Here is a 24292-nt window from a genome sequence, read left to right as displayed (position 1 = left end):
AGGTAAACTGCCCATTCCCGTTCCCAATGGCGTCGAAGTCAAGATCGGAACGGATGTTGTGGAAGTGAAAGGCCCCAAGGGCTCGCTGAGCACGCCTGTCTGCTCTCTGCTCAAGTATGAGCTGGCCGACGGGCATGTGACATTGACCCGCCTCGAGGAAACTCGTGAAAGCCGTTCGCAGCACGGTCTGCGGCGCACGCTGCTGGCCAACTGCATCGACGGCGTGACCAAGGGCTTTTCCAAGGCCCTGGAAGTCATTGGCGTGGGCTATCGCGTGGCCGTGAAAGGCAACATCATTGAACTGGCCGTGGGCTTTTCCCATCCCGTGGTGGTGGAACTGCCCGCCGGCATCAAGGCCGCCGTGGAAGGCCAGGTGTTGACCATCAGCGGCGTGGACAAGGAACTGGTGGGCGAAATGGCCGCCAGGATCCGCCGTATCCGCAAGCCCGAGCCCTACAAGGGCAAGGGCATCAAGTACGTGACCGAGACCATCCGCCGCAAGGTGGGCAAGTCCGGCGGCAAGAAGTAGGGGCTGCGTCATGAATTATAGCAAGAATGAATCCCGTCAGCGCCGCAAGATCCGCATCCGCAAAAAGGTCAACGGCACGGCTGAACGTCCGCGTCTCGTGGTCTACAGGTCCAACCTGCATATTTACGCCCAGATCGTGAACGATCTGGAAGGCGCGACTCTGGTGTCCGCCTCCACCCTTAGCCTTTCCAAAACCGAATCCGGCCTGCACTGCAACAAGAGCGGCGCCGAACGCGTGGGCAAGGAAATCGCCCGCTTGGCCAAGGAAAAGAATATCAGTAAGGTGGTATTCGATCGCAACGGGTATATTTATCACGGTCGCGTCAAGGCTGTAGCCGACGGCGCCCGCGAAGGCGGTCTGGAGTTCTAATATGCGTCAGGATAGCTCGAACAATAGCGAAACCCAGCAGAACGAACTGGGTGAAATCGAAAAGATCGTCTCCCTCAACCGTGTGGCCAAAGTGGTCAAGGGCGGTCGCCGTTTCAGCTTCAGCGCCCTTGTGGTGGTGGGCGACGGCAAGGGCGGCGTGGGCTTTGGCCTGGGCAAGGCCCAGGAAGTGCCCGAGGCTCTGCGCAAGGCTACGGAGCGGGCGCGCAAAAACCGCGTGCATGTGCCCCTGGTCGAAGGAACCCTGCCCTATGAGGTGCTGGGCCGCTTCGGTGCGGGCCGCGTCATGCTCAAGCCCGCCTCCGAAGGTACCGGCATCATCGCGGGCGGCGCTGTGCGCGCCGTGATGGAGGCCGTGGGCGTGCGCGACGTGCTGGCCAAGGCCATCGGCACCAACAATCCGCATAACGTGCTTCGCGCCACCATACAGGGTCTTGTTTCCCTGCGCAGCGCCGAGGATGTGTCGGCCCTGCGCGGCAAAAAGCTGGAAGCCCCGAGGAAGTAGCCATGACGGAAATCAAGGTCAAACTCGTGCGCTCGCGCATCGGCACCACGCCGGCCCAGCGCAGAATGCTGGACTCCCTTGGCCTCAAGCGTCGCGAGATGGTCAAGACGTTCAAGGACACCCCGGCCATCCGGGGCATCATTGCCAAAGTTTCGCACCTTGTGGCCGTCGTGGACTAACGGCCGCGCGAGGAGTATATTATGCAACTGCACAATCTCTTTCCCTTTCCGGAAGAGCGCAAGACCCGCCGCCGGGTGGGCCGGGGCGGTGGCTCCGGTCTGGGCGGCACGGCGGGCAAGGGCCACAAAGGCCAGAACGCCCGTGCCGGCGGCGGCGTGCGCCCCGGCTTTGAAGGCGGCCAGATGCCCCTGCAGCGTCGTCTGCCGAAGCACGGCTTCAAGAACGCGCCCTTTAAAGTGACGTACGACGTGATCAACCTGGATGCGCTGACCCAGGCCTTTGAGGGCAAGGACAGCATCACCCTGGATGACATCTATGCCCGTGGTCTTGCCCGCTTGGGCGCGCCGGTGAAAATTCTTTCGCGCGGTGAAGTGAAATCCGCCCTCAAGGTGGAAGCCCACAAGTTCAGTCAGGCCGCGGCGGAGAAGATCCGTCAGGCCGGCGGTGAAGTCAGCGAGCTGGAAGCGGCTCCCGCGGCCGAATAATTTCCGGCCGCTCTCGCGGCCGGAACGGAATATTGCGGCGTCATAGCCCGCCGCGCGCGGCGGGCTATGACGTTTACGCGCATACGGCGCCCTTGGGCGCGCAAACGCAACGAGTCTTTCATGGCAGTAGGATCGGCAAACAACATGGCGGGCCAGCCCGCCCTGGCCAAGCGCCTGGGCTGGACCTTCCTGATTTTGTGCTGCTACCGGATCGGCGTGCATGTGCCGGTGCCCGGCGTGGACGCCGCGGCCCTGGCTTCTTTCTTTGAAAGCATGTCCGGCACCCTGTTCAGCCTCTTCGACATGTTCTCGGGCGGCGGCCTGCGCAATGTTTCCGTATTTGCGCTGGGCGTCATGCCGTACATCTCGGCGTCCATCATCATGCAGCTTTTGCAGGTGGTCAGCCCGGACATCAAGCGCATGGCAAAGGAAGAAGGGCAGGCGGGTCGCCGCAAAATCACCCAGTATACCCGTTACCTCACGGTGCTGATCACACTGGTGCAGGGCCTGGGCATCGCCGTGGGCCTGGAAAATATGACCAGCCCCGCCGGTTCGCCCATTGTGCTCAATCCCGGTTGGCATTTCCGGCTGGTGACAATGATGACCTTTACCGCGGGTTCGGTGCTGGTCATGTGGCTGGGCGAACAGATCACCGAACGAGGCATCGGCAACGGTATTTCGCTGATCATCTTCTGCGGCATTGTGGTGGGGATTCCGCGCGGCATCATCCAGTCCGTGGCCCTGATTCAGGCCGGCGACATGAGCATTTTCATGGCCGTGGTCATTGTGGTGTTCATGGCCGCCGTGACGGTCTGCATCGTCTTTGTGGAGCGGGCTCAGCGGCGAATTCCCATCAGTTACGCCAAGCGCCAGGTGGGCCGCAAGATGTTCGGCGGGCAGAACTCGCATCTGCCTTTGCGCCTGAACACGGCGGGCGTCATTCCGCCCATTTTCGCTTCCTCGTTGCTGCTTTTCCCGGCCACCATCGGCCAGTTTTCGACCAACGAGTATGTGAAGCGGGCGGCGGAGCTCTTTTCGCCCCACGGCATTCTGTATAATATCATTTACGTGGCCCTGATGTTCTTCTTCTGCTATTTCTACACGGCCATCATCTTTGATCCCAAAGACATGTCCGAGAACCTGAAGAAGGCCGGCGGCTTCATTCCGGGCATCCGTCCGGGCGAAAAGACGCAGGAATACATTGACACCGTGCTCTCGCGGCTGACGCTTTCGGGCGCGGTGTATATTTCCCTTGTCTGCCTGTTGCCCATGTTGCTGATCAGCAATTTCAACGTGCCGTTCTACTTCGGCGGCACCAGTTTGCTGATTCTGGTGGGCGTGGCCATGGACTTTATGAATCAGGTTGAATCGCACATGATTTCAAGCCAGTACCAGGGCTTGATGCAGAAGGCGCGCAAGGGCGGAAAAGCATAGCGCGGGGCGTGGAGCATGAAAAAATATCACGGCGCATTCATTAAAAATGAGCGGGAAGTGGGTTGTCTGCGTGAAGCCAACCGCATGGTCGCCAATATTCTTGACGCCGTGGGCGATATGGTGGCGCCCGATCTTCCCACCATGCGCCTGGAAGAACTGGCGCGCGACATGTGCGCCGACTACAAGGTGAAACCGGCTTTTCTCGGTTACTGCGGTTATCCCTTTGCCGTCTGCTGCTCGGTCAACGAGCAGGTGGTGCACGGCTTTCCCTCCGCGCGGCTGCTACAGGAGGGGGACATCGTCAGCATCGACATGGGAGTGGTCTTCGAGGGCTTTGTGGGCGACGCCGCCCGTACCTACCCTGTGGGGCAGGTGAGCGACGAGGCCCGCAGGCTGATGCGGGTGACCGAGGAAAGCCTCTACGTGGGCATTGAGAAAGCGCGGGCGGGTAACGACGTCTATGACATCGGCGCCGCCGTGCAGGACTATGTGGAGGCCGCCGGTTTCAATGTGGTGCGTCGTTTCGTGGGCCACGGCGTGGGTGCGAAGATGCACGAAAAGCCGGAGGTGCCCAACTTCAGGCCCGGCATGCATGGGCTGACCCTGCAGAACGGCATGGTCATTGCCATTGAGCCCATGGTCACGGTCGGGAGCTATGAAGTGGACATCCTGGAGGACAAATGGACCGCTGTGACCCGGGACGGCCAATGGGCCGCGCATTTTGAGCACAGCGTGGCGATCACCCCGGAAGGGCCGAGAATCCTGAGTGTTTCGGATCGCGGCCTGAACCGGCACACAATTGATGGTTGACAGAATAGGCAAAGATAGATAAAGATGCCTGTTCCTGCCCCGAAATAGCCGGGGCCGTCAGGACGGGCCGTCACAACGGCCAAACGGCTATCAGTGGAGACATGCGATGAAAGTCAGACCTTCCGTCAAGAAAATATGCCCCAAGTGCAAAGTGATCCGGCGCAAGGGAGTGCTTCGAGTTATCTGCGAAAACCCCCGGCACAAGCAGCGCCAGGGCTAGGGCAGGAGACATATTGTGGCGAGAATAGCAGGTGTTGATTTGCCGCGCGGCAAACGGGTGGACATTGCGCTTACCTACATTTACGGCATCGGCCGCACGACGGCCCTGAAGATCCTTGATTCCACCGGCGTCAACTGGGAGCGTAGCATTGACGACCTCTCAGCTGACGAAGTGAACGAGATCCGCAAGGAGCTCGAACAAAACTTCAAGGTGGAAGGCGATCTGCGCCGGGAAGTTTCAAGCAATATCAAGCGGCTTATGGATATCGGTTGTTACCGGGGTCTGCGTCATCGTCGCGGCCTGCCCGTGCACGGCCAGCGCACCCACACCAACGCGCGCACCCGCAAGGGACCGCGCCGCGGCGCTGTGGGCAAGAAAAAGTAGGCGCGCTCATTTACTCGTTTTTTAGCCAGATTGAGGGATAGTCATGGCCAGACCCAAGAAAGCGGTCAAGAAAAAGGAAAAGAAGAACGTCCCGGTGGGCATTGCCCATATCCAGGCTTCGTTCAACAATACCATCATCACCTTTACGGATACGCGCGGCAACGCTGTCTCTTGGGCCTCTTCCGGCCAGAGCGGCTTCAAGGGTTCGCGCAAGTCCACGCCCTTTGCCGCCCAGGTGGCCGCTGAAACCGCCGCCCGCAAGGCGCAGGACAACGGCATGCGTACCGTGGGCGTCTATGTGAAGGGGCCCGGCTCCGGTCGTGAGGCCGCCATGCGCGCCATTGCCGCCGTGGGTTTCCGGGTGGCTTTCATTCGTGACGTGACGCCCATCCCGCACAACGGCTGCCGGCCGCCCAAGCGCCGCCGCGTCTAGTTTCGCGCTGCCGGGGCAGCGCCGTACAAACGAAGAGGACTCATTCATGGCCAAATATACTGAAGCCAAATGCCGCATCTGCCGCCGCGAGGGCTGCAAGCTGTTCCTGAAAGGTGATCGTTGCTTCACCGACAAGTGCGCTTATGATCGCCGTCCCTACGCTCCCGGCCAGCATGGCCGCGCGCGGAAGAAGGTCAGCGAATACGCGGTGCAGCTGCGGGAGAAGCAAAAGACCCGTCGCGCCTACGGCGTGCTGGAGCGCCAGTTCCACGGCTACTTTGAAAAAGCCGAAATGCAGAAGGGCGTCACCGGCACCAACCTGCTGGTTATTCTGGAGCGCCGTCTGGACAACGTGGTGTACCGTCTGGGTTTTGCCAACTCCCGCAACCAGGCCCGCCAGCTGGTGCGTCACGGCATCTTTGCCCTGAACGGCCACAAGGTCACCATTCCTTCCCTGCAAGTGAAGGTGGGGGACTCTGTGGAAGTGCCCGAAAAGAATCGTAAAATTCCCGTTCTGGCCGAAGCCCAGGAAGTGATCGCCCGTCGCGGCTGCCCCGGTTGGCTTGAAGCCGACGGTGCCGCTTTCAAGGGCACCGTGAAAGCCCTGCCGCAGCGCGATGATATTCAGTTCCCCGTCAACGAGCAGTTGATTGTCGAACTTTACTCGAAATAAGCGGGGGGCGCATGCTTATTAAACAAGGCGAACGCCTTATCAATGCGCGCAACTGGTCGGAGCTCGTGAAGCCCGACCAGATTTTGCGTGAGGAAGAGACGGCCAGCGGCACGCACGGCAAGTTTATTTGCGAGCCTTTGGAGCGGGGCTACGGCACCACCATCGGCAACGCCATGCGGCGCGTCCTTCTGGCCTCCCTGCAAGGGGCGGCCTTTGTCTCGGTGAAAATCACCGGCGTGCAGCATGAGTTTACCACCATCCACGGCGTGCTGGAGGACGTTACCGACGTCATCCTGAATCTCAAGCAGGTCCGTCTGCGCCTGGACTCGGACGAGCCCCAGCGCCTGGTTCTGCGCGTGGACCGGAAGGGCCCGGTGACGGCCGCCCAGATCCAGACCAACCAGCATGTGGAGGTGCTCAACCCCGAGTTGCACATCGCCACCCTCACCGAGGATGTCGTGCTGGAAATGGAGCTGGAAGCGCGTATGGGCAAGGGCTATGTGCCCGCCGACATGCACGAAGGTCTGTCCGAGGAAATCGGTCTGATCAAGCTGGATTCCAGTTTTTCTCCGGTGCGCAAGGTGGCGTATACGGTCGAACAGGCCCGCGTGGGCCAGATGACCAACTATGACCGCCTGCTGCTGGAAGTCTGGACCGACGGCTCGCTCACGCCAGAGGATGCCATTGCCTACAGCGCCAAGATCATCAAGGACCAGATTTCGGTCTTTATCAATTTTGATGAGCGCGTTTCCGGCGATATGCGTCTGGGCAGCAGTGACGGCGGCGAGGTGAACGAGCATCTGTTCAAGAGCATTGACGATCTTGAGCTCTCCGTGCGCGCCACCAACTGCCTGCGTAGTGCCAATATCGCTCTGGTGGGCGAACTGGTGCAGCGCTCCGAAGGCGAGATGCTCAAAACCAAGAATTTCGGACGCAAGTCGCTGGACGAAATCAAAAGTGTTCTTCTGGACATGGGCCTTGACTTTGGTATGAAGGTCGACGGCTTCGACAAGAAATATCAGGAATGGAAAAGGAAGCAGCAAAATGAGGCATAGCAATTCCGGCAGGAAACTCTCGCGCACGCCCGCGCACCGTAAGGCCCTGTTGCACAATCTCGCCAAGGCGCTTCTGATCCACGGCAAAATCCGCACCACGGAGATGAAGGCTAAGGAATTGCGCCGGGTGGTGGAACCCCTGATCACGCTGGCCAAGCGCAACGATCTGCACTCTCGCCGTCTGGCCTACCGGGTGCTCAACGACCACGCCCTGGTCAAGCGTCTTTTTGATGAAATCGGCCCGCTGTTTGCCGGCGTGCCGGGCGGCTACACCCGCGTGCTCAAACTGGCCATGCCGCGTAAGGGCGACAATGCCCCCATGGCTGTTATCGAGTTGTCCCGTGCGGCCGAGCCGGTTGCGGACGCCAAGGCGGGCAAGGACAAGAAGGCGGTCAAAGCCGCTGACGCCACTCCGGCCGGGGATGCGGCCGCCAAACCCAAGCGCACCCGCAAGCCTAAGGCTGAGGAAGGGACCGCGCAGGAAGCAGGCGCCGCCGAATAGCGCGCAAGCACAGCAGCTTTTGCAAAAGGGGAGTCTTCGGACTCCCTTTTTTATGCTCTTTCAGGCAGGGCTTTTTGCCTGTTTTCATGGGTTGCGCTGTAGGCGCGCGGCGTGCGGGACCGGCCGCTCGGGGGGGCAGGGCGTGCGGACCGGGAAAGCGGTGTTGCAGCCTCCTTCTTGGCAGAGTGTAAAATTTCCCGTAGCTTGAACAAGCCGCATCCTTGGAGTGAACGTGGCTGATTGTTCATTGTGAAATGCTCTAACGGAAATTTGAAGATGAAACTGTTGGAAAAAGCCCGCGCCCCAGGCTGAGCGGCCAAGTTGGCTCCAGGGGCCCTGGAGCGGCTTTTGCGCGGCCTTGCGCCCGTAACTCCCCCCGAATTGGAAGCCAGAGTGCTGGCTGGCCGCGCTCGCAATGAGGACGCCGTGGTGCTCTCCGTGCCGCCGGGCAAGGCCCTGGTGCAGACCGTGGACATCCTCGCGCCCATCGTCAATGACGCGTTCGCCTTTGGCCGCATCGCGGCGGCCAATGCTTTGTCCGATGTCTACGCTCTTGGGGGCGAACCCTGGTGCGCCATGAACGTGGCCTGTTTTCCCCAAGCGTTGGCGGAAGATGATCCCGAGCAAGCTCTGACCAACATTTTGCGCGGCGGCCAGGACGCCCTGCTGGAGGCCGGAGCCGTGCTGGCCGGCGGCCATACCGTGCAGGACGACGAATTGAAATATGGTCTGGCCGTGACGGGCATTATCGATCCGGCGCATATTGCGGTGAACGACGGGCTCAGGCCGGGACAGTGCCTCCTGCTGACCAAGGCGCTGGGCACCGGCATTCTTGCCACGGCGGTCAAGGCCCGCTGGGAGGGCGCGGCGGAAAGCGAGGCCGAACTGATCCGCTGCTGCGGACGACTGAACAAGGTGGGCGGCGCGGTCATCCGTGCGTTCCATCTGCCCGCCGCCACGGATATCACCGGTTTCGGCCTGGGCGGCCATGCCCTGGAAATGGCCCTGGCCTCAAATGCCTGTGTGGCTCTGGATACGGCGGCTCTGCCCCTTTTGCCCCGTGTGCTGGAATACGCGCGTGACGGACTGATTCCGGCGGGCAGCCATCTGAACCGCAAGCACTGGGCCTGTTCCACCCTGGTGGAGCCGGGCGTGGATGAGGCTCTTGAGAGCGTGACTTTTGACGCCCAGACTTCAGGCGGTTTGCTGCTGGCCGTGCCTCCGGACTTGCTGGGCCCGGTGCGGGACATGCTGGAGAGCGGTGGCGACCTGGCCCGGGAGGTGGGCGAAGTGCTTCCACCGAGGACCGACGGCAAGGCCTTGCTGTTGCGCTGAGGGAATTGGGGCGGCGCGCGTCACGGCGTGCAGACTTTGCTTTCCACGAGGCAGACAGGGCAGACGCATCTCATTTCAGTCTTTGCAGGCTTCTTATTTGCCGTGATGATCCGTCAAAACAGCCTGTTGTGTGCTGGCTGCGCCAGCCGACGCTGTTTGCTGCTCATGTACGTGAGTACAGCTCTGCTCTCGATGCCCGTAAGGCTCGCTTTGCTCGCCAACGGGCACGGCCCTTTGGGCCGCCTTCCGGTCGGTTTCCGCGCAAAAAGCGCCATTTTCCTTGCCAGCACGCAAAAATCTTATTTTCCGGGATTCTCCCGGCACCAGCCATCCGCCTGCCCTTTGCTCCGCCGGAGCAAAGGTGGCTTCGCCACTTTTTGTTTGTTCCGCGATCTATTGGGGAATAAAGGCTTTTTGGATGCGGCTGCCTTGACAAGGCAGATAGCGCAGCTTGCGGCTCGCCCGCAAATGAGATATAAAAATATCTTTGCGAGAGTGGCGGAACTGGTAGACGCACTGGACTTAGAATCCAGCACCCTAGGTATGGGGGTTCAAATCCCCCCTCTCGCACCAGAAGCCATACCCGCTTGATACACAAGCCGTTCATAAAACCCCGCATGCTCCTGTTTCCTTGGTTGCATGAGGGGCTTTTACTTTTCGGGTTGCTGTCTGTTCGCTGCCGGGTGCGGCTTTTTTGAACGAGTTTCACGGCGAAGCCTGTTTTGTGTTGCTTCATCATGGCTTGCGCGATGGCCGGGAGTGCGGAATTCAGGTTTCCGGGTACAGTCCCATGTGCGGAGGGCTTGCGCCGTATTGGTAAGTGAGAGAGGGTAATGTGGGCACTGCCGCCCTATTTTTTGTCTTTTTGTATCACCACGATCACCAATCGTATCAGCGTTGCCACGCCAGGGCCTGAGAGCCCTTGCCTGCGTATTCTTTTTCCGGAACAGGGGTGGACGTGTGCTTGTCCGGATTTTCCGCTGGTCCGGCGGCAGGGCGCATGTCTCCGATGGCCGCTTCTTGCGTCGGGCAGAACAAAAGGCATGCCCAGGGAGGACAAGACGGACTCCAGTTTGCGCAGGTTCGGCGTGGCAGGTCCGTTGAGCCAACGGGAAATATTGGCTTCGGATTCTCCTGTGGCGCGGGCCAGCTGCGCCTGATTGGCGAAGGGCTTGCCCGAGGCGGCCGCGCGCAGGATGTCCAGGGCGGATTCCAGCAGGCATTTGGAGGATGGGTTCTTCATCTGTCCACACTGCGGGCAAGACAGCCAGAAGCACTCCGGCGGCAGACCCGGCGCAAAATTTTTCAGAGTTTACGGATGGAACGGGAGACGTCCAGCCGCCCGGAAATACGCTGCAAGGCGCGCACAAGCCCGTCCTCACGTGCCGTCAATGCCAGACGCGCGGCCAGGCGTATTGTGGCGGGCAGCAGCAGAAAGGTCAGCGCGCCCCATTGCCCGCGGCGGGCCAGATCGCTGGCGAACAGGTGGCGGAAGCCGCGCCCCATGCGCCGGAACTCCTCAAGGTAGCTGAAGAGTTCCACCTTGTGGTGCCAGCTTTTGGGGTGCAACCGCCAGCGGGTGAGTTTTTCCGGCACAAAGGCAAAGGGCGCGAGCGCGGCGAGCTGGGCCCAGACCCACCAGTCCAGCCAGCGCGGCACGGGCGTTTGCAGGGAGACGTGGCACAGCAGGCCGGTTCTGGCCATGGCGCAGGAAAAGGTGGGAATTTTGTTTTCCAGCAGAAAGGGGCGCACATCGCAGTGCGCCGGGGCAAGCCGGGCATGCCAGCGCATGACGCGCGGCACATAGCCCTCAAACCAGGCCATATCGGCGCCGGGCATGGCAAAGGGCGCAATGTCGTTGCAGACCACGCCCGCGTTGTTTTTTTCCGCTGTTTCCAGACGGCGTTCCAGACACAGGGGATGCCAGAGGTCGTCGGCCTCCAGAAAGGCCGTCCAGCGGCCCCTTGCTTCTGCCAGCGCCAGAGCCAGGGCGGCGGGCAGGCCGTGATTTCTGCCGTCCGCATGGGTCAGCAGGCGCACTCTGGAGTCGCGCGCGGCAAAGCTCCGGGCCACGGCCGGGGATTGATCCGTGGAACCGTCTTCCACCAGCAGCAGCTCGAAATCCGCCATGCTCTGGCCCAGCACGCCGCGCAGCGCGCCCGGCAAGTAGCGGGCGTAGTTGTAGCTGGGCACTATGACCGTAACAACGGGAGCGGACATGACGGATCTCCCGGAAGGGACGCCGCGTGACGGCGGATGCGGAGTGCGGAAAAAGAGGCCCCGCCCCCGATGGGGGGCGGGGCCTTGCGTTAGGAGTTGAATTTAAAGAAGCTTAAGCGCTAATCGACGCATCCAGGTCTTGAACTCCGTGAAGTTCGACTATGCTTGTCACATCAGCCGCCGTATCGACACTCAGCAGATAGGTATTGCCATTATAAACAATTGCTTCGTTACCTACCGTGTACTGAATGTCGCTTGCTGAAATCGTACCACCCAAGAAGGTTTGCAGGGCAGCAGCGGCGTCATTAGCATTGCTATAGCTATCCTCACCGGAAAATCCTTTCAGAATGTCGATGCCGCTTTCATAGTCGGTAATCGTAACATGATTAATCCCAGTGGTAACAGCCGCAACTACGTTGAACGTATCAATTCCGGCACCGCCGGTCATGCTATATTCCAATACGCCCTTAGTGATAGCAGCAGTTGCACCACCCACAGTCAGAGAGTCTACACCAGATCCACCAACCAAAGCACTGCCGGCAGCTTTTGCGGAGAGGTCGCTCGTGCTGTAACCGGTCAGGCCGCTGAGATTGATGTTGATCTCGTTGGTGGAAGCAGAGCCGTCCACCTTAATCGCGTCGCCGTTGTCGCCGCCCATATCGCCGGTGACCGTGATTTTGGTCGTGGAGCTAATGGCGGTAAGGCTCGCAATGTCATTGCCCGCGCCGGTGTCGAGGCGCACATTCATATCCGGGCCGGACTTGCCGGTAAGGTATACCGTATCCACATCCAGGCCGCCGGTGTAGGTAAGGGTATCGGCCGTTATGAAGTTGTCCGTATTGGCTGCGGAACCAAAGGTGTTCGCGCCGATCTCTGAACCCTTGATGACGACCGTATCCGCCGTAATCATGCCGATGGCTGCATCAACGACGGCGCCGTTGCTGTTAGTGATGGCACCCAGATAGCCGGATGCGTCCAGGTTCACGGTGTCGGCAGTCAGCGCGCCGAAGGCCATATCGCTGCTGCCGTCGAAGTTCACCGTGATGGCCTTGTCGGCAACAATAGCGCCTGCTGTAAAGGCAGCGGCTGCCGCATTGCCGCCCAACACGCCCATGGCGTCAATGTTCACATCTCCGGTAGCGGTAATGGCGCCCAGAGTGGTCGTGCCGAGCTGGGCGGCGTGGATGGTCACATTGTTGCCGTCCACCGTACCGACAACGGCGGCACCCGTCACGTCGACGAGATTCAAGGCCACATCACCGGTTCCGGCGTCAGTATTACCCAGTACCAACCCGCCTTTCAGGCCGCTGGCGTCCACTGTGATGCCGTATTCCTGTGTGGAAGAGCCCAGAACACCCAGCGTCATCTGCGAGGCCGCATCCGCGCCGGAAAGGGTGAGCTGGTTGACGGCGTCCAGTGCCACGCCGCCGGAGAGATGCCCTTTGTTCGCGGCCAGGGTCACGTTCTGGGCGCTGGAGAAAGAGCTGCCGGTGATAGCCATAGCCGAGCCGGCGGTAATGCTCACGTCAGTGGCCTTGCTCGCCTGAATTTTTACCACGCCCGTGCTGCCCTGGGCGGCATCCACCAGCACGGAACTGGCCGCGTCCACATTGAAGGTGGAAACCTCCAGCAGACCTTCCGCATTAACGGTAAAACTCTGGGCTTTGTTCGCGGTCAGGGTACCGCCAAAAGAGGTCATTTCGGTCTTGCCGTCGCTGCCCAGACCGCTGGCCACATTCACGGCCACATCCACAGCCGCGCCAAAGTTCAGCGTCCCGTTCACCTCGGTGTATTCGCCCACGTTGACCGTGGCCGAGGTGGCCTTGGAGGCGGTCACTGTGGTGCTGATGCTGTCCGAGGTTTTGTCGGTCTTGCTGCTTACCGTATTGTAGGTAAGCGCGGTGGCGTCGCTCAACAAAACGGAACCAGCCGTAGAACCCGACGCGGTGACGGTAAAGGCAGAGGCGTCCATATTGGCCAAAGTCACCTGCGCACCATTCTTCACGGTCAGAGAATTGAAATCGGACATGTTTTTGCCGGAAAGGGTGAGCGTGCCGCCATCAGCCGTAATATTCTCAAAACCGGACATGGTGGGTTGCAGAGTACTGGTGACGCCTTGCAGGATCAGGCTGTCATTGCCGGCTCCGCCTTCAATAACGGCGTTGGCGGCAAGGTTGGTTACCGTAATGGTGTCGTCGCCGGAACCTCCCTTGACGATCGCCAGCCCGGTGGCTGCGTGCAGATCAGCCGTCACATTGCCGCTGAGGGCCGAAGTGTCGAAGCTGGTCATACCCGCCGCTACATTGTTGACATCCAGATTGCCGGAGCCGGAGACGGTTACGGTTTTAGAAGCGGCGGCGCTCAGATCCACATAGTTGTCGTCCGTGGCCTTCACGGCCAGATTTTCAATGCCGTTGGCGGTAATGGCCACATGCTTGGCGGCTGTGTCGCCGTCTTTGGCGGTGCCCACATTGTTGAGGCCCAGGGTCAGCGAGTCGTTGTCGCCCTTTACGGCGTCAGCAGTAAAACCGATGCTGGTCGGGCCCGCCTTGAGACCCTGCACATTGACGGTGGCGCCCGCGGCGGAAAGGTCGGTAAGGTTGACGGCCGCGCCCGTGTCGTTCAGGGTCCAGGTATTCACACCGTCAATGCCCTTGGCCGAGAAGCTGCGGGCGATGTTGCCTTCGTTGGTCAGCACCACTTTTTCCACGTTGGTCATGGAGCCGGTGGTGAAGCCGGAGAAATTGCCCTGCATGGCCACATTCAGAGTGTCGTTGCCTTCCGCGCCGTCGATGACGTCTTCGCTGTTCAGGGTGCGGTCGGCGGTCAGGGAGGAGGCCACGCCGTTGACCACGTCGTCGTTGGCCGTGCCCGTAATGTGGTCGGTGCCGGTGGTCAGGGTGAAAGTTTCGCCCGGATTGGAAGGAGTGTAGGGATCAAAATCCGTGACGACCCGTTCGTCGGACGGCACCGGGGGAACGGAAAGGCCTTCATCCTTGCCGTACTGGGCATAATGTTCCAAGGGGTTGAGACCCGCTTCCTTAAAGGCGTCCAGCATGGATTCTTCTGTCCAGCCCTTATCCGGCTCGGCAGCCTGAAGCTGCGCCAGCTTGGCTGTGAAGTAGGCGCTGGCGTCAAATTGATTGGAGGGGTTGATCCCTTCATACATGCCGTATTGTGTGTAATGATCCCAAGCAGTCAGACCGGCGTCGTTGAATGCCGCCAGTACGTCGGCCTCGGTCCAGTCGGATTTTGGCTCGTCAGGGTCGCTGTTGAGCTGTGCCGCCTTGGCCGCGAGGTATTCCGCCACGTTGAACATGGGATTGGGGCTGATGTTTTCGACATTGCCGTAGGCGACGAAATGCTCGTAGGCGCTCATGCCCGCGGCTTCAATGGCGGCCAACGCCGAATCCGCAGTCCAATCGGTTTTGTCGTTGAACTTGGTGGCGTTCAACTGCACCGCTTTATTATTGAGATAATTTTTTTCCTCAAACCAAGTAGGAATTTCAACAGCCATGTGTTTTCCTCCAGAGAGTTAAAAGTCGAGAAGCCTAACTTCTCATTTTTACAATAATCCTAGACAGATAATCGCATGGTGCTCAGCCTGAAGCCCAGCCTTCCTTAGCTTCAGCCACACACAAGATGTCCGTAAAAATGTAACAATAGGGTACACTTTATTGGTGAGGCGTTCGGTAGCGACGACAGGAAGGAAATGATGTGGAGAAAGCGGTTCAACTGGCGGCGGCAGATGAGATGCTGTGTGGCGGGAGGAAACAGAGATGTCTTGAAGACAGCCCCTTGAGGGCTTGAGGGTCAGGGCCCCAATATGTGCGGGTAATCCAGGGTTTCTTCAGGGCCGTTTACCGTTCAAAGAGTAAACCGCCCTGGCGACGGCGCTCCGGGCGGAACGCCGTCAGGAAACTGTTCAGCGCGTCCGCGCCGGAAGGGATTGCCGTACCTCGCGCCAGAAGGGTGCGGCGGCGTCCTTGACGGAAAGCATGGGCGCGGTGCATGGCCAGGCGATACCGATGTCGGGATCATCCCACCGGAGAGAGCCTTCATCCTGGGGGTGGTAAAAATCCGTGCATTTGTAGTGCAGATGCACGGTGTCGCTCAAGGCGAGAAAACCGTGCGCCATGCCCGGGGGAAGCCAGAGCTGATGCTGCTGTCCCGCGTCCAGTGTCACGCCGGTCCACTGCCCGAAGGTGGGCGAATGGGGGCGGATGTCTACCACCACGTCAAAGATCGCGCCCAGGGAAACGTGGACGAGCTTGCCCTGCGGGTGTTTGCGCTGAAAGTGCATGCCCCGCAAAATGCCTCGCGAGGAACGGGAATGATTGTCCTGCACAAAAGGCATGGCAATGCCCATGTCGGCATAGCGGTCCCGCTGCCAGGTTTCCACAAAAAAGCCGCGTGCGTCGCCGTGCACGTCCGGTTTTATGATGATGACGCCGTCAATGGCGGTGCGTTCCACTTCCATGCATGTTCTCCTCATTGTCCCCACCGGGGCGTTTCAGATTCAGCTTTTGCTCCGTTTCCCCTTGAGAAGATGCCGCAGGCGACGCAGCGGCGCCGTGGCGCGCCACGAGCGCGAGGCAAGGACGGCGGTGTATGCCGCTTCCACGGCCTCAAGGCGCGCTTGCGCCGCGTTATGGCGTTCTTGCAGTTCTGCGAGTTGCGCCGTCAGATCGCTTTTTTCCAGAGGGTAGTCGAAAAACGAACTCTGAGTGGGCGGCAGCGGTCCGTTAGCGGCAAGGGCTATGAAATATCTGGCCTGTTCCGTAAAAGGCATACGCTCCACAGCGCCGTCTTCTTCCCGTTGGCGGAGCAGTAAGGTCTCGCCGTCCGTGCCGCTCAGCAGTGAACCGTACATGACCTTCTGCCCCAACAGGGAAACATGGGCGAAGCGGTTTTTGAGCAGGTCAACGAATTCCTTCCGGAACAACTCCCTGACATGGAAGCGATCATTGTCGCGCCTGTACAGATTCTTGTTGGGCGTGGAGATGATCAGCAGGCCGTCCTGCCGTAAAACACGTCTGATTTCGCTGAGCATAGCTTCCTGCTCGCACAGGTGCTCCAGCGTTTCAAAACTGACTACCACGTCCACGGCGTCGTCGGGCAGGGGAATGACGGCCGCGCTGCCCTGAAGGAAGGCGATCCTGTCTCCGGCGTATTTTTGGGTGGCGTTGGCCACGGCTTCCGGGGAAATGTCCACGCCGGTGACGTGCGCGGCGGATTGCGCCAGAATATGCGTACCGTAGCCTTCACCGGAGGCGATATCCAGGACGCGCTTGCCGGAGACGAAACCCGAAGCGAAAAAATAGCGATGGTAGTGTTCGGCCGCAATTTCTCCCTGGCATTGGGGGACAAAACGTTCTCCTGTGAACTCCATGACGGCTCCTAGATGACGTTGAGGCTGATGCACTGCATGGGGATGCCCACCATGCCCGTATGACAACTGGTGGTGACCGATTTCAGAACCAGGGCGTCGTGCTTCCAGTCATGCTGGATATGTTCTACTTGCGTGCCTTCTGCCACGGCAATGGAAAAGCTGTAGTCTCCGGTTTCGAGGATGGGCATGACGAAGGAAAAAAGCGCACGAGCGCTTTGCCCCCGGCGCAGCAACACGGGTTTTTCCCGGTAGGCCAGAAAGGTATTGTCCCCGAAGATATGTTGCCCGAGACGATTTTTGAGAAAAAAACCGATAATGGGGCTGAAGATGTCCTTGTGTGCCCGCACGGTGATTTGCAGAGACACGGGTTCGCCGCCGACCACCCAGTTCAGTGGGCGTCCCCTGCCGTCCAGGAGGGCGGCTCCGGTGATGGTGACGCCCTTTTTGCCAAAGTCGGCGCTGCGTTCGTTGAAGACGAAGACCTGAATGTCATTGCGCAAGTTGCTGGCATTGATGAGGTCCGCGCGCATGTCGCGGAAATCCTCGGGCGTGAAGGCGCGCGCCCTGTCCTCCGCGTCTTTCTCCGCCGGAGTCGCCCCTGATGTTTCGACGACGGGGGCACTGGAGCCTTGGTGCGCTTCATACATATCTTTCAGATAGGTTTCCGTCACGTCCTTGGGTCTGCCCATCTGCTTTATCCGCCCGTGTTCCATGAGGATGGCCCTGTTGCACAGGCTGTTTACGGCGGCAGTGTCATGGCTGACGAAAAGCGCGGTGCGCTCGGCAATGAAGCGGCGCAGGAAGCGCATGCATTTCTGCGTGAAAAAGGCATCGCCTACAGACAGGGCCTCGTCGATGATCAGCACGTCAGCGTCCACATGGGCCACCACGGCAAAGGCCAGGCGCACCACCATGCCGCTGGAGTAGCTTTTGACCGGCTGGTCGATGAAGTCGCCGATGTCCGCAAAGGCCACGATGTCGTCGTAGCGGGAGTCTGTTTCTTCCCGCGTCAGGCCGAGGATGGAGGCATTGAGGTAGACGTTCTCGCGGCCCGTGAATTCGGGGTTGAAGCCGCTGCCCAGTTCCAGGAGGGCGGCCACACGGCCTTTCACGTCGACGCATCCCGATGAAGCGGCGAGCGTGCCGGTAATGATCTGGAGCAGCGTGCTTTTGCCCGCGCCGTTGCGGCCGATAACTCCCACGCACTCTCCGCGCCCCACAGTGAAGGAAATGTCCCGCAGCGCCCAGAACGGCTCATAAAAACGCCGTCTGCCCCGGAATATCATCTGCCAGAGACGATACGACGGCTTGGAGTATATCTCGAAGAATTTGGCAATGTCGCTCACGCGAATGACGGCTTCGGCATCAGAGCACATCCGCGAATCCTTTCTTCATTTTGCTGAAACAGACAAAGCCGGTCTGGAATACCGCTAGAGAAAAGAGAAACAGCCACAAACAGACCATATAGTCGGGCTCCTGCCCGTAGAGAAAGAGCTTGCGGGTTTCCTCCACCACGGGCGTCAAAGGGTTCAGATTCAGCAGCCAGCGCAGGCGCTCGGGTACCAGAGAAACCGGGTAAAAAATGGGCGTCATGAAAAAGAGAATCTGCGTCGCCACGCCCACAAGCTGGGGCACATCCCGCAGATACGCTCCAAAGGCCGCGATGACGAATACCGCCCCTGTGGTGAACAGCAGCAGAGGCACAAGGGTCAGAGGGAGAAGCAGCATCGTCCATGACAGGGATTGCAGAAAAATGCAGGCTCCCAGTAGAAGCAGGCTGAACCAGGCAGCGCCGAAGAAAAATGCTGTGGCCACTGTGCATATGGGCAACAGCTCCAGAGGAAAGATGACCTTTTTGACGAAGCTGACATTATTCACAATAAGACTGCCGCTGGCATTGACGCTTTCGGAAAAGAGATTGAACACTGCAAGGCCGCAGAACATGATCAGAGGAAAGGCTGCCCTGTTTTCGTCCAGCGTTTCAACGCCCCAGCGCGCCTTGAAGATGATGCCGAAAACAAAGGTGTAGACCGCCAGCATCATCAGAGGATAGGCGAAACTCCAGATCAGCCCCAGTACTGAGCCGCGATAGCGGGTGCTGATGTTTCTGACAAGCAGTTGCCGGAATAAGCTTTTGTGACACCACAGCAGGCGTGGTGCGGCAAGGATGTCGAGAAGTCGGAACAAGGGGGTACTCTCCAGATTTTTATCCGCCTGGCCGTTGTGCCATGCCGCGTTTCCGGCCTATGCCGGAAACGCGGCATGGCGGGTCAGACTTTGGGCTGTATAGCCGTTGCGCACAGCAATCAGGGCGGGCAGGCGTTCCAGGGCGTGGGCCAGGGTTCCGCCCACGCCTATGGGTTCGGCCGCGAACTCTTCAAGGTGCAGTTCGCAGGCGAAGAGCTGCCGGAGGGCATGCGGACGATACCAGAGCATGGTGCCCACGGAGAAAAAAAGCTCTGACCGGCAGATTTCCCCGCCCAGCTTCATTCTGCGCAGCATGTCGCAAATGACGGCATACTCATGTTCGGAACCGTACAGCGGAGCTCCTACGCCGGTCATGACCTGCCGCACCTTGGGATGAATGGCCGGAAAGAGGCAGCCCAGGCCCGGATCGTTCTCGAAACTGCTGATGATTTCCGCAACGCTGTCGGATCTGATCAGATTGTCGAAGAGATAGGCCCGCCACTCGTCCCCGAAACCGATATGCGCCGATTCCTTGCTGTGGATATGGCAAAAGAGATCATACCCTGCCTGGTACGGACGCATGCCCAGCACCCAAGGAGCCACGTCCCTGCCGCGGTTGGGCACAGTGAGCACGCGCACTTCCCGGACCAGGGGAAGGAAAGCCCGGCTGAACAGGTTTCGCGCGGTGGCCGCGAACGACGCGTCCGTAATGGTGATATGGAGGTCGAAAGGCGCGGGGAAGTCCTGCAGATAACGTATGATCTCATGCGCCACGCCCGCATGGTACAGATGCAGATGCATGCCGATCCGGCAGCCGCCGCGCGGGCGGGAGCGGCTGACGAAGGTCTTGCGCGGATTGTTGAAGCCGGTGCCCGAGAAAACCGTCGGGCAGGGCAGATGGATTTCCAGTTTCTTTTCCAGGGAATTGGCGCTTCTTCTGTAGACCGGGTCCGGAAAAACGATGTTTTTGAACACGCCCGCGTTGCAGAAGGGAGCGTCGTTCAGCAGGGCTCGGAAAACGTCCATGGCCGCTCCGGGGGCGTGCGGCACGGCATATTGGGCGTATTCTCCCAGTATCGCGCAAAATTGTTCGGCGTATTCAAGGCAGGCCGCGTGCGCGGCGGCCAGATCCTCTTCATGCGCATGACTGCCGGTCAGGCTTTCAAGCACGGGATTTCCCTGGGCGTCAAAGCCGGTGACACCGCCTTCACAAGGTGAGAAGAGTTCCTCCAGCACCAGGTGATAGGGAACATAGGCTCCGTCTTTCATGAAAAGACGCGTCGTTGAGCCGGATGTCCGGTCGAGCGCCCTGTTTTCCGGTTCTTCCCAGAAATATATTTTGTCCACCGGTTTTCCCGTGACAGCGGCAAGAGCTTTGCCGATACTGCCGGAGTATCCCAGGTCAAACACCAGATGCCGCTTTTCCGACGAGTCGAAAACTCTGTCATAATAAGCCTGCGCTCTGGTCCGCTTTGCGCACATGCAGTCCGCGATCTCTTTTTCAAAACGCCGCAGGATTCGCAGGCATTCGACCTTGCGGAGGAAGAAAGGCAGAGCCGCTTCCGCCGGGGAAAGACCTTTCCCCAGGCGGTCGAGCAGGTCCTCATCCTTGAACCAGGCCTCCAGGAAATCCTGCAGAGTATATGTTTCCATGTTGGCGGCCTGACTCAGCGAGGCCGCGAAGTCAAAAAAGGTGTCGTGCAGAAAAGGGTAGTAAGCGCGGCGGCCCGCATGAAAGTAGACGCCCGGCACGCCTCCCAGACAATCCCGGACCAAGGTGTACACCTTGTGGGGCAGCCAGCCGTCACGGGAAGCGAAGTGGATGGATTTGTAGGCCTGCTGAATGTCCCTGGCCGTGGCAAGAAAAAGGCCGAAGGCCGTGACCAGAGGGGCGAGCGTCAGCTCCGCAAACTGCCGAATGTCCTTCAACTCCGCAATATGCTCGGGAGTTCGGCAACCTCCGCCGTAAAGCCTGTTCAGGCTGAGACCCAGAAAAATGCTCCAGAGAGGTTCCCGGCGCACGGCTTTGCCGAAAAGAGCCTCGCGGACCGCCTCGTTGGAGAAGCACAACGTTTGAATGGAAGGAAGCCAGACCGCGCTGATGTTCTTCTGAACGGCCTGGACGTAATCGGATTGGTAGTTGTCGCCCACATGCAGAATTTCCGAAGGAAGGGTTTTCTCACTGCTCAGGACGACATCATACAGCGCGCCGTCGCTTTTGCGCGCATCATGGTCGCAGGAAACATACACAGCGTCCATCCCGCAGCCTTTCTTTTTCAGAATATCGTCCAGAACGGTTCCGGGCAGGTACATGTCTGAAACGGCTATGACTCGTTTCCCAAGGCGCACGGCCTCCCGATACAGGTCTTCGACGTCCGGCCTGGGAGAGAGCAGCGTTGTCTCGCAATGGATTTCCTCCGCCAGCAGTGCTTCCGCCGTGGCGGGGTCCAGCTTATGCCGCCGGACTATGTGGGCGTAGATATGATGGATGTCGGCGTTGGCTTTTCCCAGTTCCGCTTCGGCATTCCAACGCAGTTTGATAAAGTCCACGCCGTGGGCGGCGTCCACTTTTCGGGCCAGCAGATGGAAGATGTCCTTGGGCTGCAGCGCGGGGCGCAGCAGCAAGGTATCAAAGACGTCAAAGCTGACGGTTTTGACGTCGGGGTCGCGGATCATCGCCAAAATGTGCTCTGGCGGCACAAAGGGCGGCCGTCTGTCGCTCCAGGTATCCAACGGGTCCGGGCGCGTTGCCACGCTGCCCGCAAGCCGCAGTCGTGTGATCCGCCAGGCCTTTTTCAACACGGGCAGCAGGCTGCCGGCGTGCAGGATCTCCATGCCCGTCTTCATGGGATAATAGACCAGCAGGGCGCGCGCGAAGGAGTCCGGGCGGCTGATCTGCGCGGATCCCTTTTTTATCACCTGGGAAAAGAATGCGTGTTTCCCCATCCGGATGGTCTTCAGCCAGACCCGCAGGGAACCGTGAACCGCGAACGAGGCGGGCAAAAGCAGGGCAGCGGCAAGATATCTGTGAAACATGATTTTGTTTGCCTCAAATCCCTGTTGGACGAAAATACGTCCGGACCTGTAATATTCGCCTGTATGCGTCGGCCAGCTCTTCCGCCTGGGACTCGAGGGAACGTAGATCCCCGGTGTCGGACGCGCGGTAGTTTTTGAATGTTTCCTGCTCGTCGAGAACGTAGTGCAGCCGGTTTCTGAACGCCGCCAAGTCGCCCTTGGGAAACAGCAGGCCGTTTTCACCGTGCACGATGGCCTCGCCCGGGCCGCCGCAGTCGGAAGACAGCACAAAGACGCCGCGCGCGATGGCCTCGCGGACGGCCAGGCCGAAACTCTCATTCCACAAGGAGGGAAAAAGCAGCACATCCATCTGCCAGTACAGGGAATCGATATCCTCGTGCCGCACGAAGGGCAGGATGCTCGCATGCAGACCCTTCCACAGCGCCCTGTCCTCGTCCCCGGTCATATCGCCCGTGCCGAAGACGGTGCCCAGATCTACCAGCAGAACTTCGTAGTCGTCGCGCGCGATCCCGCGCAGGGCCTCCGCCAGGAAAAAATATCCCTTCCAGCGCGCCTTGCCGCCGAGATAGCCCAGGCGTAACGGGCCCGGCATCCTGGCGGGACGGTGCGATTTCGGCCGGTTTATGCCGTTGCGATTGGTCAGTACAGCGCAGTGGCGGGGGAAGTTGCGGCTTATGAAGGAGGTGTAGAAATCGGAGGGGGTGAAAACGGCCTGGGCTCCGGCCACGGCTTCCCGCATGTGGACCGCGCGCCGCCAGAGTTCTTCCTGCTCCAGCCCGCAACGGATATGGCAGATTTGCGGATCAACCACGCTTTGTCCGCAATAGTCCCCTGCGGGGGTCAGCATGAACTGGCGGGGGCAAACCCACCATGCGTCATGCATGGTGATCGCATAGGGGATGGATTGCCGGATGCACTCCTGCGGCAGCCCGGTCCCCAGACCTTCGATGCAATGAAAATGTACCAGGCCGGGCTGGGCTGTCCGCAGGACGTCGCGGAAAAGCGCCTCGGACCGGGTTTCCTGCCCGATCTCACCCGGCATGAAGTTGACGGAGAATACCTTGATTCCCCGCCAGTCACGGCGCACAAGAGCGCCATGCGGCGCGTCGCTGGCATACTCCGTGCTGAAAACCCATATTTCAAAACCGTGCTGTTGTAATTCCAGCGCCGTTTCCATCACGAGCAGGGCCGCTCCGCCCATGCTGCGGCGGCCGAACATGACGCTGACGAGCAGAACGCGTTCCCGGTGCGGGGAAGCCATGGGCGGAAGCGCCGGCAGCAGGTCGTTGTGGGCCACAACAGCGCTGACATAGCGGGCCAGCACGTTTTGTCGGGCTTTTTGCCCCATCTGTTCGCGTAACGCCGGACAAGCCGCCAGCAGAAGGATTTTATCCCGCCATTCTTCCGGTGTGCGGGCGATGAAGCCGTCCCAGCCCTCGGTGACTGCATCCGTGAATTCGGCCGCCGGAGAGACGATGGACGGAATGCCGAACAACGAGGCTTCCTGGTATTTGATGTTACTTTTGGCGTCGTTGAAGGCGTCTCGCAGCAACGGCGCCAGCGCCATATCATAGTCGGCACAGAGTCGGAAATAGAATGCCTTGTCAAGAAAGGGAACTCTGTGGACGCGTCCGGCAAGACAGAACAGCTCGGCGGGCAGTTCAAGATGCCCGTGGATATACAGATGCAGCCGCGAATCCTTTTGCATGGCCTGGCACAGGGCTTCGGCAATGAGGCCGAAATCCGCGTCGTGCGTGTCGGAACCGCTGCCGTAAAAGACGCGCACAATCTCATTGCCTGCTTTTTTTGCGGGAAGCGTCTGCGTCAGATGGACCAGATCATCCGACACCGCGTTATGCACCACGAAATGGGGACGTCCCGTGGCGGCGGCGTATGCGCCCAACGCGGGCGTGCTCACCAGCAGAGCGTCGGAGGCTTCCATGGCCCGAAGATAGGCGTCCGCGGCGTTCAGCATGGCGGCGGCGTGTTCGTCCCGCAGGCGCAGGCGGGAGATATGCGCGGACAACTCCGCCTTGTGGAAAATGAGATCGTCAATATCGTAGAGGATGGGAAGACCAAGACGTCTGGCTTCGGCATAAAGATCGGGACCGTGTTCCGCCATGGGGATACGGTAGAAGAGTGCGCAGTCCGCCAGTTGCAGGGCCTCTCTGGCACCTTTTTGATCGCGCCAGTCGCGCACGACTGGATTCCAGCCCAGGCGGCGCAACTGCGCGACCCGCCCGGTCACGCGGTAATGTACGCACTGCGGGATGCCCATTTCCGCGATGAGGGCGCAGGTGGCCGCGCGGGGTTTTGCAGGACACTTCCCCCCGACTTTTTCCAGCCACCGGATGACGTGGCGGAATTGCCGGACCGTCTTGCAGATCGCATTGAAAGCGAAGTTGGCCAGACGCGCCGGCAGATGCCCGCGCTGGAGAAAGCGAGCCAGTTGCGCATGGTGATCCTCGCGGTAGGCAAAGGCATTCCGCAATTTTTTACGCAGCAGCTTTTTTGCCATATGTCG

General features: G+C 59.9%; 23 protein-coding genes and 1 tRNA gene. 15 read left to right on the top strand and 9 right to left on the bottom strand.

Annotated elements, in window-relative coordinates; all coding sequences use genetic code 11:
• From rplF to KH208_RS03850, 15 genes are all read left to right on the top strand, one after another.
• Positions 1-529, top strand: a 529-nt coding sequence (rplF, locus tag KH208_RS03920; protein ID WP_291433994.1) for a 50S ribosomal protein L6, incomplete at its 5' end; no start/stop codon positions are given.
• 10 nt (positions 530-539) lie between these two features.
• On the top strand, positions 540-899 hold the full coding sequence (gene rplR, locus KH208_RS03915) for a 50S ribosomal protein L18 (protein WP_008685827.1): 360 nt from the start codon (positions 540-542) through the stop codon (positions 897-899).
• A gap of 1 nt (position 900) precedes the next feature.
• Positions 901-1422, top strand: coding sequence for a 30S ribosomal protein S5 (rpsE, locus tag KH208_RS03910; protein WP_291433991.1), 522 nt, complete (start codon positions 901-903; stop codon positions 1420-1422).
• A 2-nt stretch (positions 1423-1424) separates the two neighbouring features.
• Positions 1425-1601: a 50S ribosomal protein L30 gene (gene rpmD, locus KH208_RS03905; RefSeq protein ID WP_291433988.1), complete on the top strand. Its 177-nt coding sequence runs from the start codon at positions 1425-1427 to the stop codon at positions 1599-1601.
• A gap of 21 nt (positions 1602-1622) precedes the next feature.
• The gene (gene rplO, locus KH208_RS03900; RefSeq protein WP_291433986.1) at positions 1623-2087 is read left to right on the top strand and encodes a 50S ribosomal protein L15; all 465 of its coding nucleotides are present in this window, start codon (positions 1623-1625) and stop codon (positions 2085-2087) included.
• Positions 2088-2207: 120 nt separating this feature from the next.
• On the top strand, positions 2208-3521 hold the full coding sequence (secY, locus tag KH208_RS03895; protein ID WP_008685823.1) for a preprotein translocase subunit SecY: 1314 nt from the start codon (positions 2208-2210) through the stop codon (positions 3519-3521).
• A gap of 15 nt (positions 3522-3536) precedes the next feature.
• Positions 3537-4331 (top strand): type I methionyl aminopeptidase, encoded by a 795-nt coding sequence (gene map / locus KH208_RS03890; RefSeq protein WP_291433981.1) that lies wholly within the window; start codon positions 3537-3539, stop codon positions 4329-4331.
• A gap of 106 nt (positions 4332-4437) precedes the next feature.
• A complete protein-coding gene (gene rpmJ / locus KH208_RS03885; RefSeq protein ID WP_005027799.1) occupies positions 4438-4551 on the top strand; it encodes a 50S ribosomal protein L36 in 114 nt (37 codons plus the stop codon).
• Positions 4552-4566: 15 nt separating this feature from the next.
• Positions 4567-4935: a 30S ribosomal protein S13 gene (gene rpsM, locus KH208_RS03880; RefSeq protein ID WP_008685808.1), complete on the top strand. Its 369-nt coding sequence runs from the start codon at positions 4567-4569 to the stop codon at positions 4933-4935.
• A 43-nt stretch (positions 4936-4978) separates the two neighbouring features.
• Positions 4979-5368, top strand: a complete 390-nt coding sequence (gene rpsK, locus KH208_RS03875) for a 30S ribosomal protein S11 (protein WP_008685806.1) — start codon at positions 4979-4981, stop codon at positions 5366-5368.
• A 46-nt stretch (positions 5369-5414) separates the two neighbouring features.
• Positions 5415-6041 (top strand): 30S ribosomal protein S4, encoded by a 627-nt coding sequence (gene rpsD, locus KH208_RS03870; RefSeq protein ID WP_291433980.1) that lies wholly within the window; start codon positions 5415-5417, stop codon positions 6039-6041.
• Positions 6042-6052: 11 nt separating this feature from the next.
• A complete protein-coding gene (locus KH208_RS03865) occupies positions 6053-7096 on the top strand; it encodes a DNA-directed RNA polymerase subunit alpha (protein ID WP_291433979.1) in 1044 nt (347 codons plus the stop codon).
• Positions 7086-7598 carry a 50S ribosomal protein L17 gene (gene rplQ / locus KH208_RS03860; RefSeq protein ID WP_291433978.1) on the top strand — a complete coding sequence of 171 codons (513 nt, stop codon included), beginning with the start codon at positions 7086-7088 and terminating at the stop codon, positions 7596-7598. Before KH208_RS03865 ends, rplQ begins: the two co-directional genes overlap by 11 nt.
• A 276-nt stretch (positions 7599-7874) precedes the next feature.
• Positions 7875-8933 (top strand): selenide, water dikinase SelD, encoded by a 1059-nt coding sequence (selD, locus tag KH208_RS03855; RefSeq protein ID WP_291433977.1) that lies wholly within the window; start codon positions 7875-7877, stop codon positions 8931-8933.
• A 489-nt stretch (positions 8934-9422) separates the two neighbouring features.
• Positions 9423-9506, top strand: a tRNA-Leu gene (locus KH208_RS03850).
• A 277-nt stretch (positions 9507-9783) separates the two neighbouring features.
• Here the strand turns inward: KH208_RS03850 and KH208_RS03845 are convergent.
• From KH208_RS03845 to KH208_RS03805, 9 genes are all read right to left on the bottom strand, one after another.
• Positions 9784-10176 (bottom strand): helix-turn-helix transcriptional regulator, encoded by a 393-nt coding sequence (locus KH208_RS03845; RefSeq protein ID WP_291433976.1) that lies wholly within the window; start codon positions 10174-10176, stop codon positions 9784-9786.
• Positions 10177-10238: 62 nt separating this feature from the next.
• Complete coding sequence (locus tag KH208_RS03840) at positions 10239-11153, bottom strand: glycosyltransferase family 2 protein (protein WP_291433975.1); 915 nt, start codon at positions 11151-11153, stop codon at positions 10239-10241.
• 112 nt (positions 11154-11265) lie between these two features.
• A complete protein-coding gene (locus KH208_RS03835; RefSeq protein ID WP_291433974.1) occupies positions 11266-14670 on the bottom strand; it encodes a hypothetical protein in 3405 nt (1134 codons plus the stop codon).
• Between the two features lie 408 nt (positions 14671-15078).
• The gene (gene rfbC / locus KH208_RS03830; RefSeq protein WP_291433973.1) at positions 15079-15633 is read right to left on the bottom strand and encodes a dTDP-4-dehydrorhamnose 3,5-epimerase; all 555 of its coding nucleotides are present in this window, start codon (positions 15631-15633) and stop codon (positions 15079-15081) included.
• Between the two features lie 39 nt (positions 15634-15672).
• A complete protein-coding gene (locus tag KH208_RS03825; protein ID WP_291433971.1) occupies positions 15673-16545 on the bottom strand; it encodes a bifunctional 2-polyprenyl-6-hydroxyphenol methylase/3-demethylubiquinol 3-O-methyltransferase UbiG in 873 nt (290 codons plus the stop codon).
• A gap of 8 nt (positions 16546-16553) precedes the next feature.
• Positions 16554-17921, bottom strand: a complete 1368-nt coding sequence (locus KH208_RS03820; protein WP_291433969.1) for an ABC transporter ATP-binding protein — start codon at positions 17919-17921, stop codon at positions 16554-16556.
• Positions 17911-18732, bottom strand: coding sequence for an ABC transporter permease (locus KH208_RS03815; protein WP_291433967.1), 822 nt, complete (start codon positions 18730-18732; stop codon positions 17911-17913). Before KH208_RS03815 ends, KH208_RS03820 begins: the two co-directional genes overlap by 11 nt.
• 57 nt (positions 18733-18789) lie before the next feature.
• Positions 18790-21768, bottom strand: coding sequence for a rhamnan synthesis F family protein (locus KH208_RS03810; protein ID WP_291433965.1), 2979 nt, complete (start codon positions 21766-21768; stop codon positions 18790-18792).
• A 13-nt stretch (positions 21769-21781) separates the two neighbouring features.
• Positions 21782-24286: a glycosyltransferase gene (locus KH208_RS03805; RefSeq protein WP_291433963.1), complete on the bottom strand. Its 2505-nt coding sequence runs from the start codon at positions 24284-24286 to the stop codon at positions 21782-21784.
• Positions 24287-24292: the final 6 nt, after the last annotated feature.

This window comes from Desulfovibrio sp., assembly GCF_018379785.1.
Lineage (GTDB): Bacteria > Desulfobacterota > Desulfovibrionia > Desulfovibrionales > Desulfovibrionaceae > Desulfovibrio.
The sequence above is the reverse complement of the archived record's forward strand: the minus strand, read 5'-3'. Positions and strand labels throughout refer to the sequence as shown.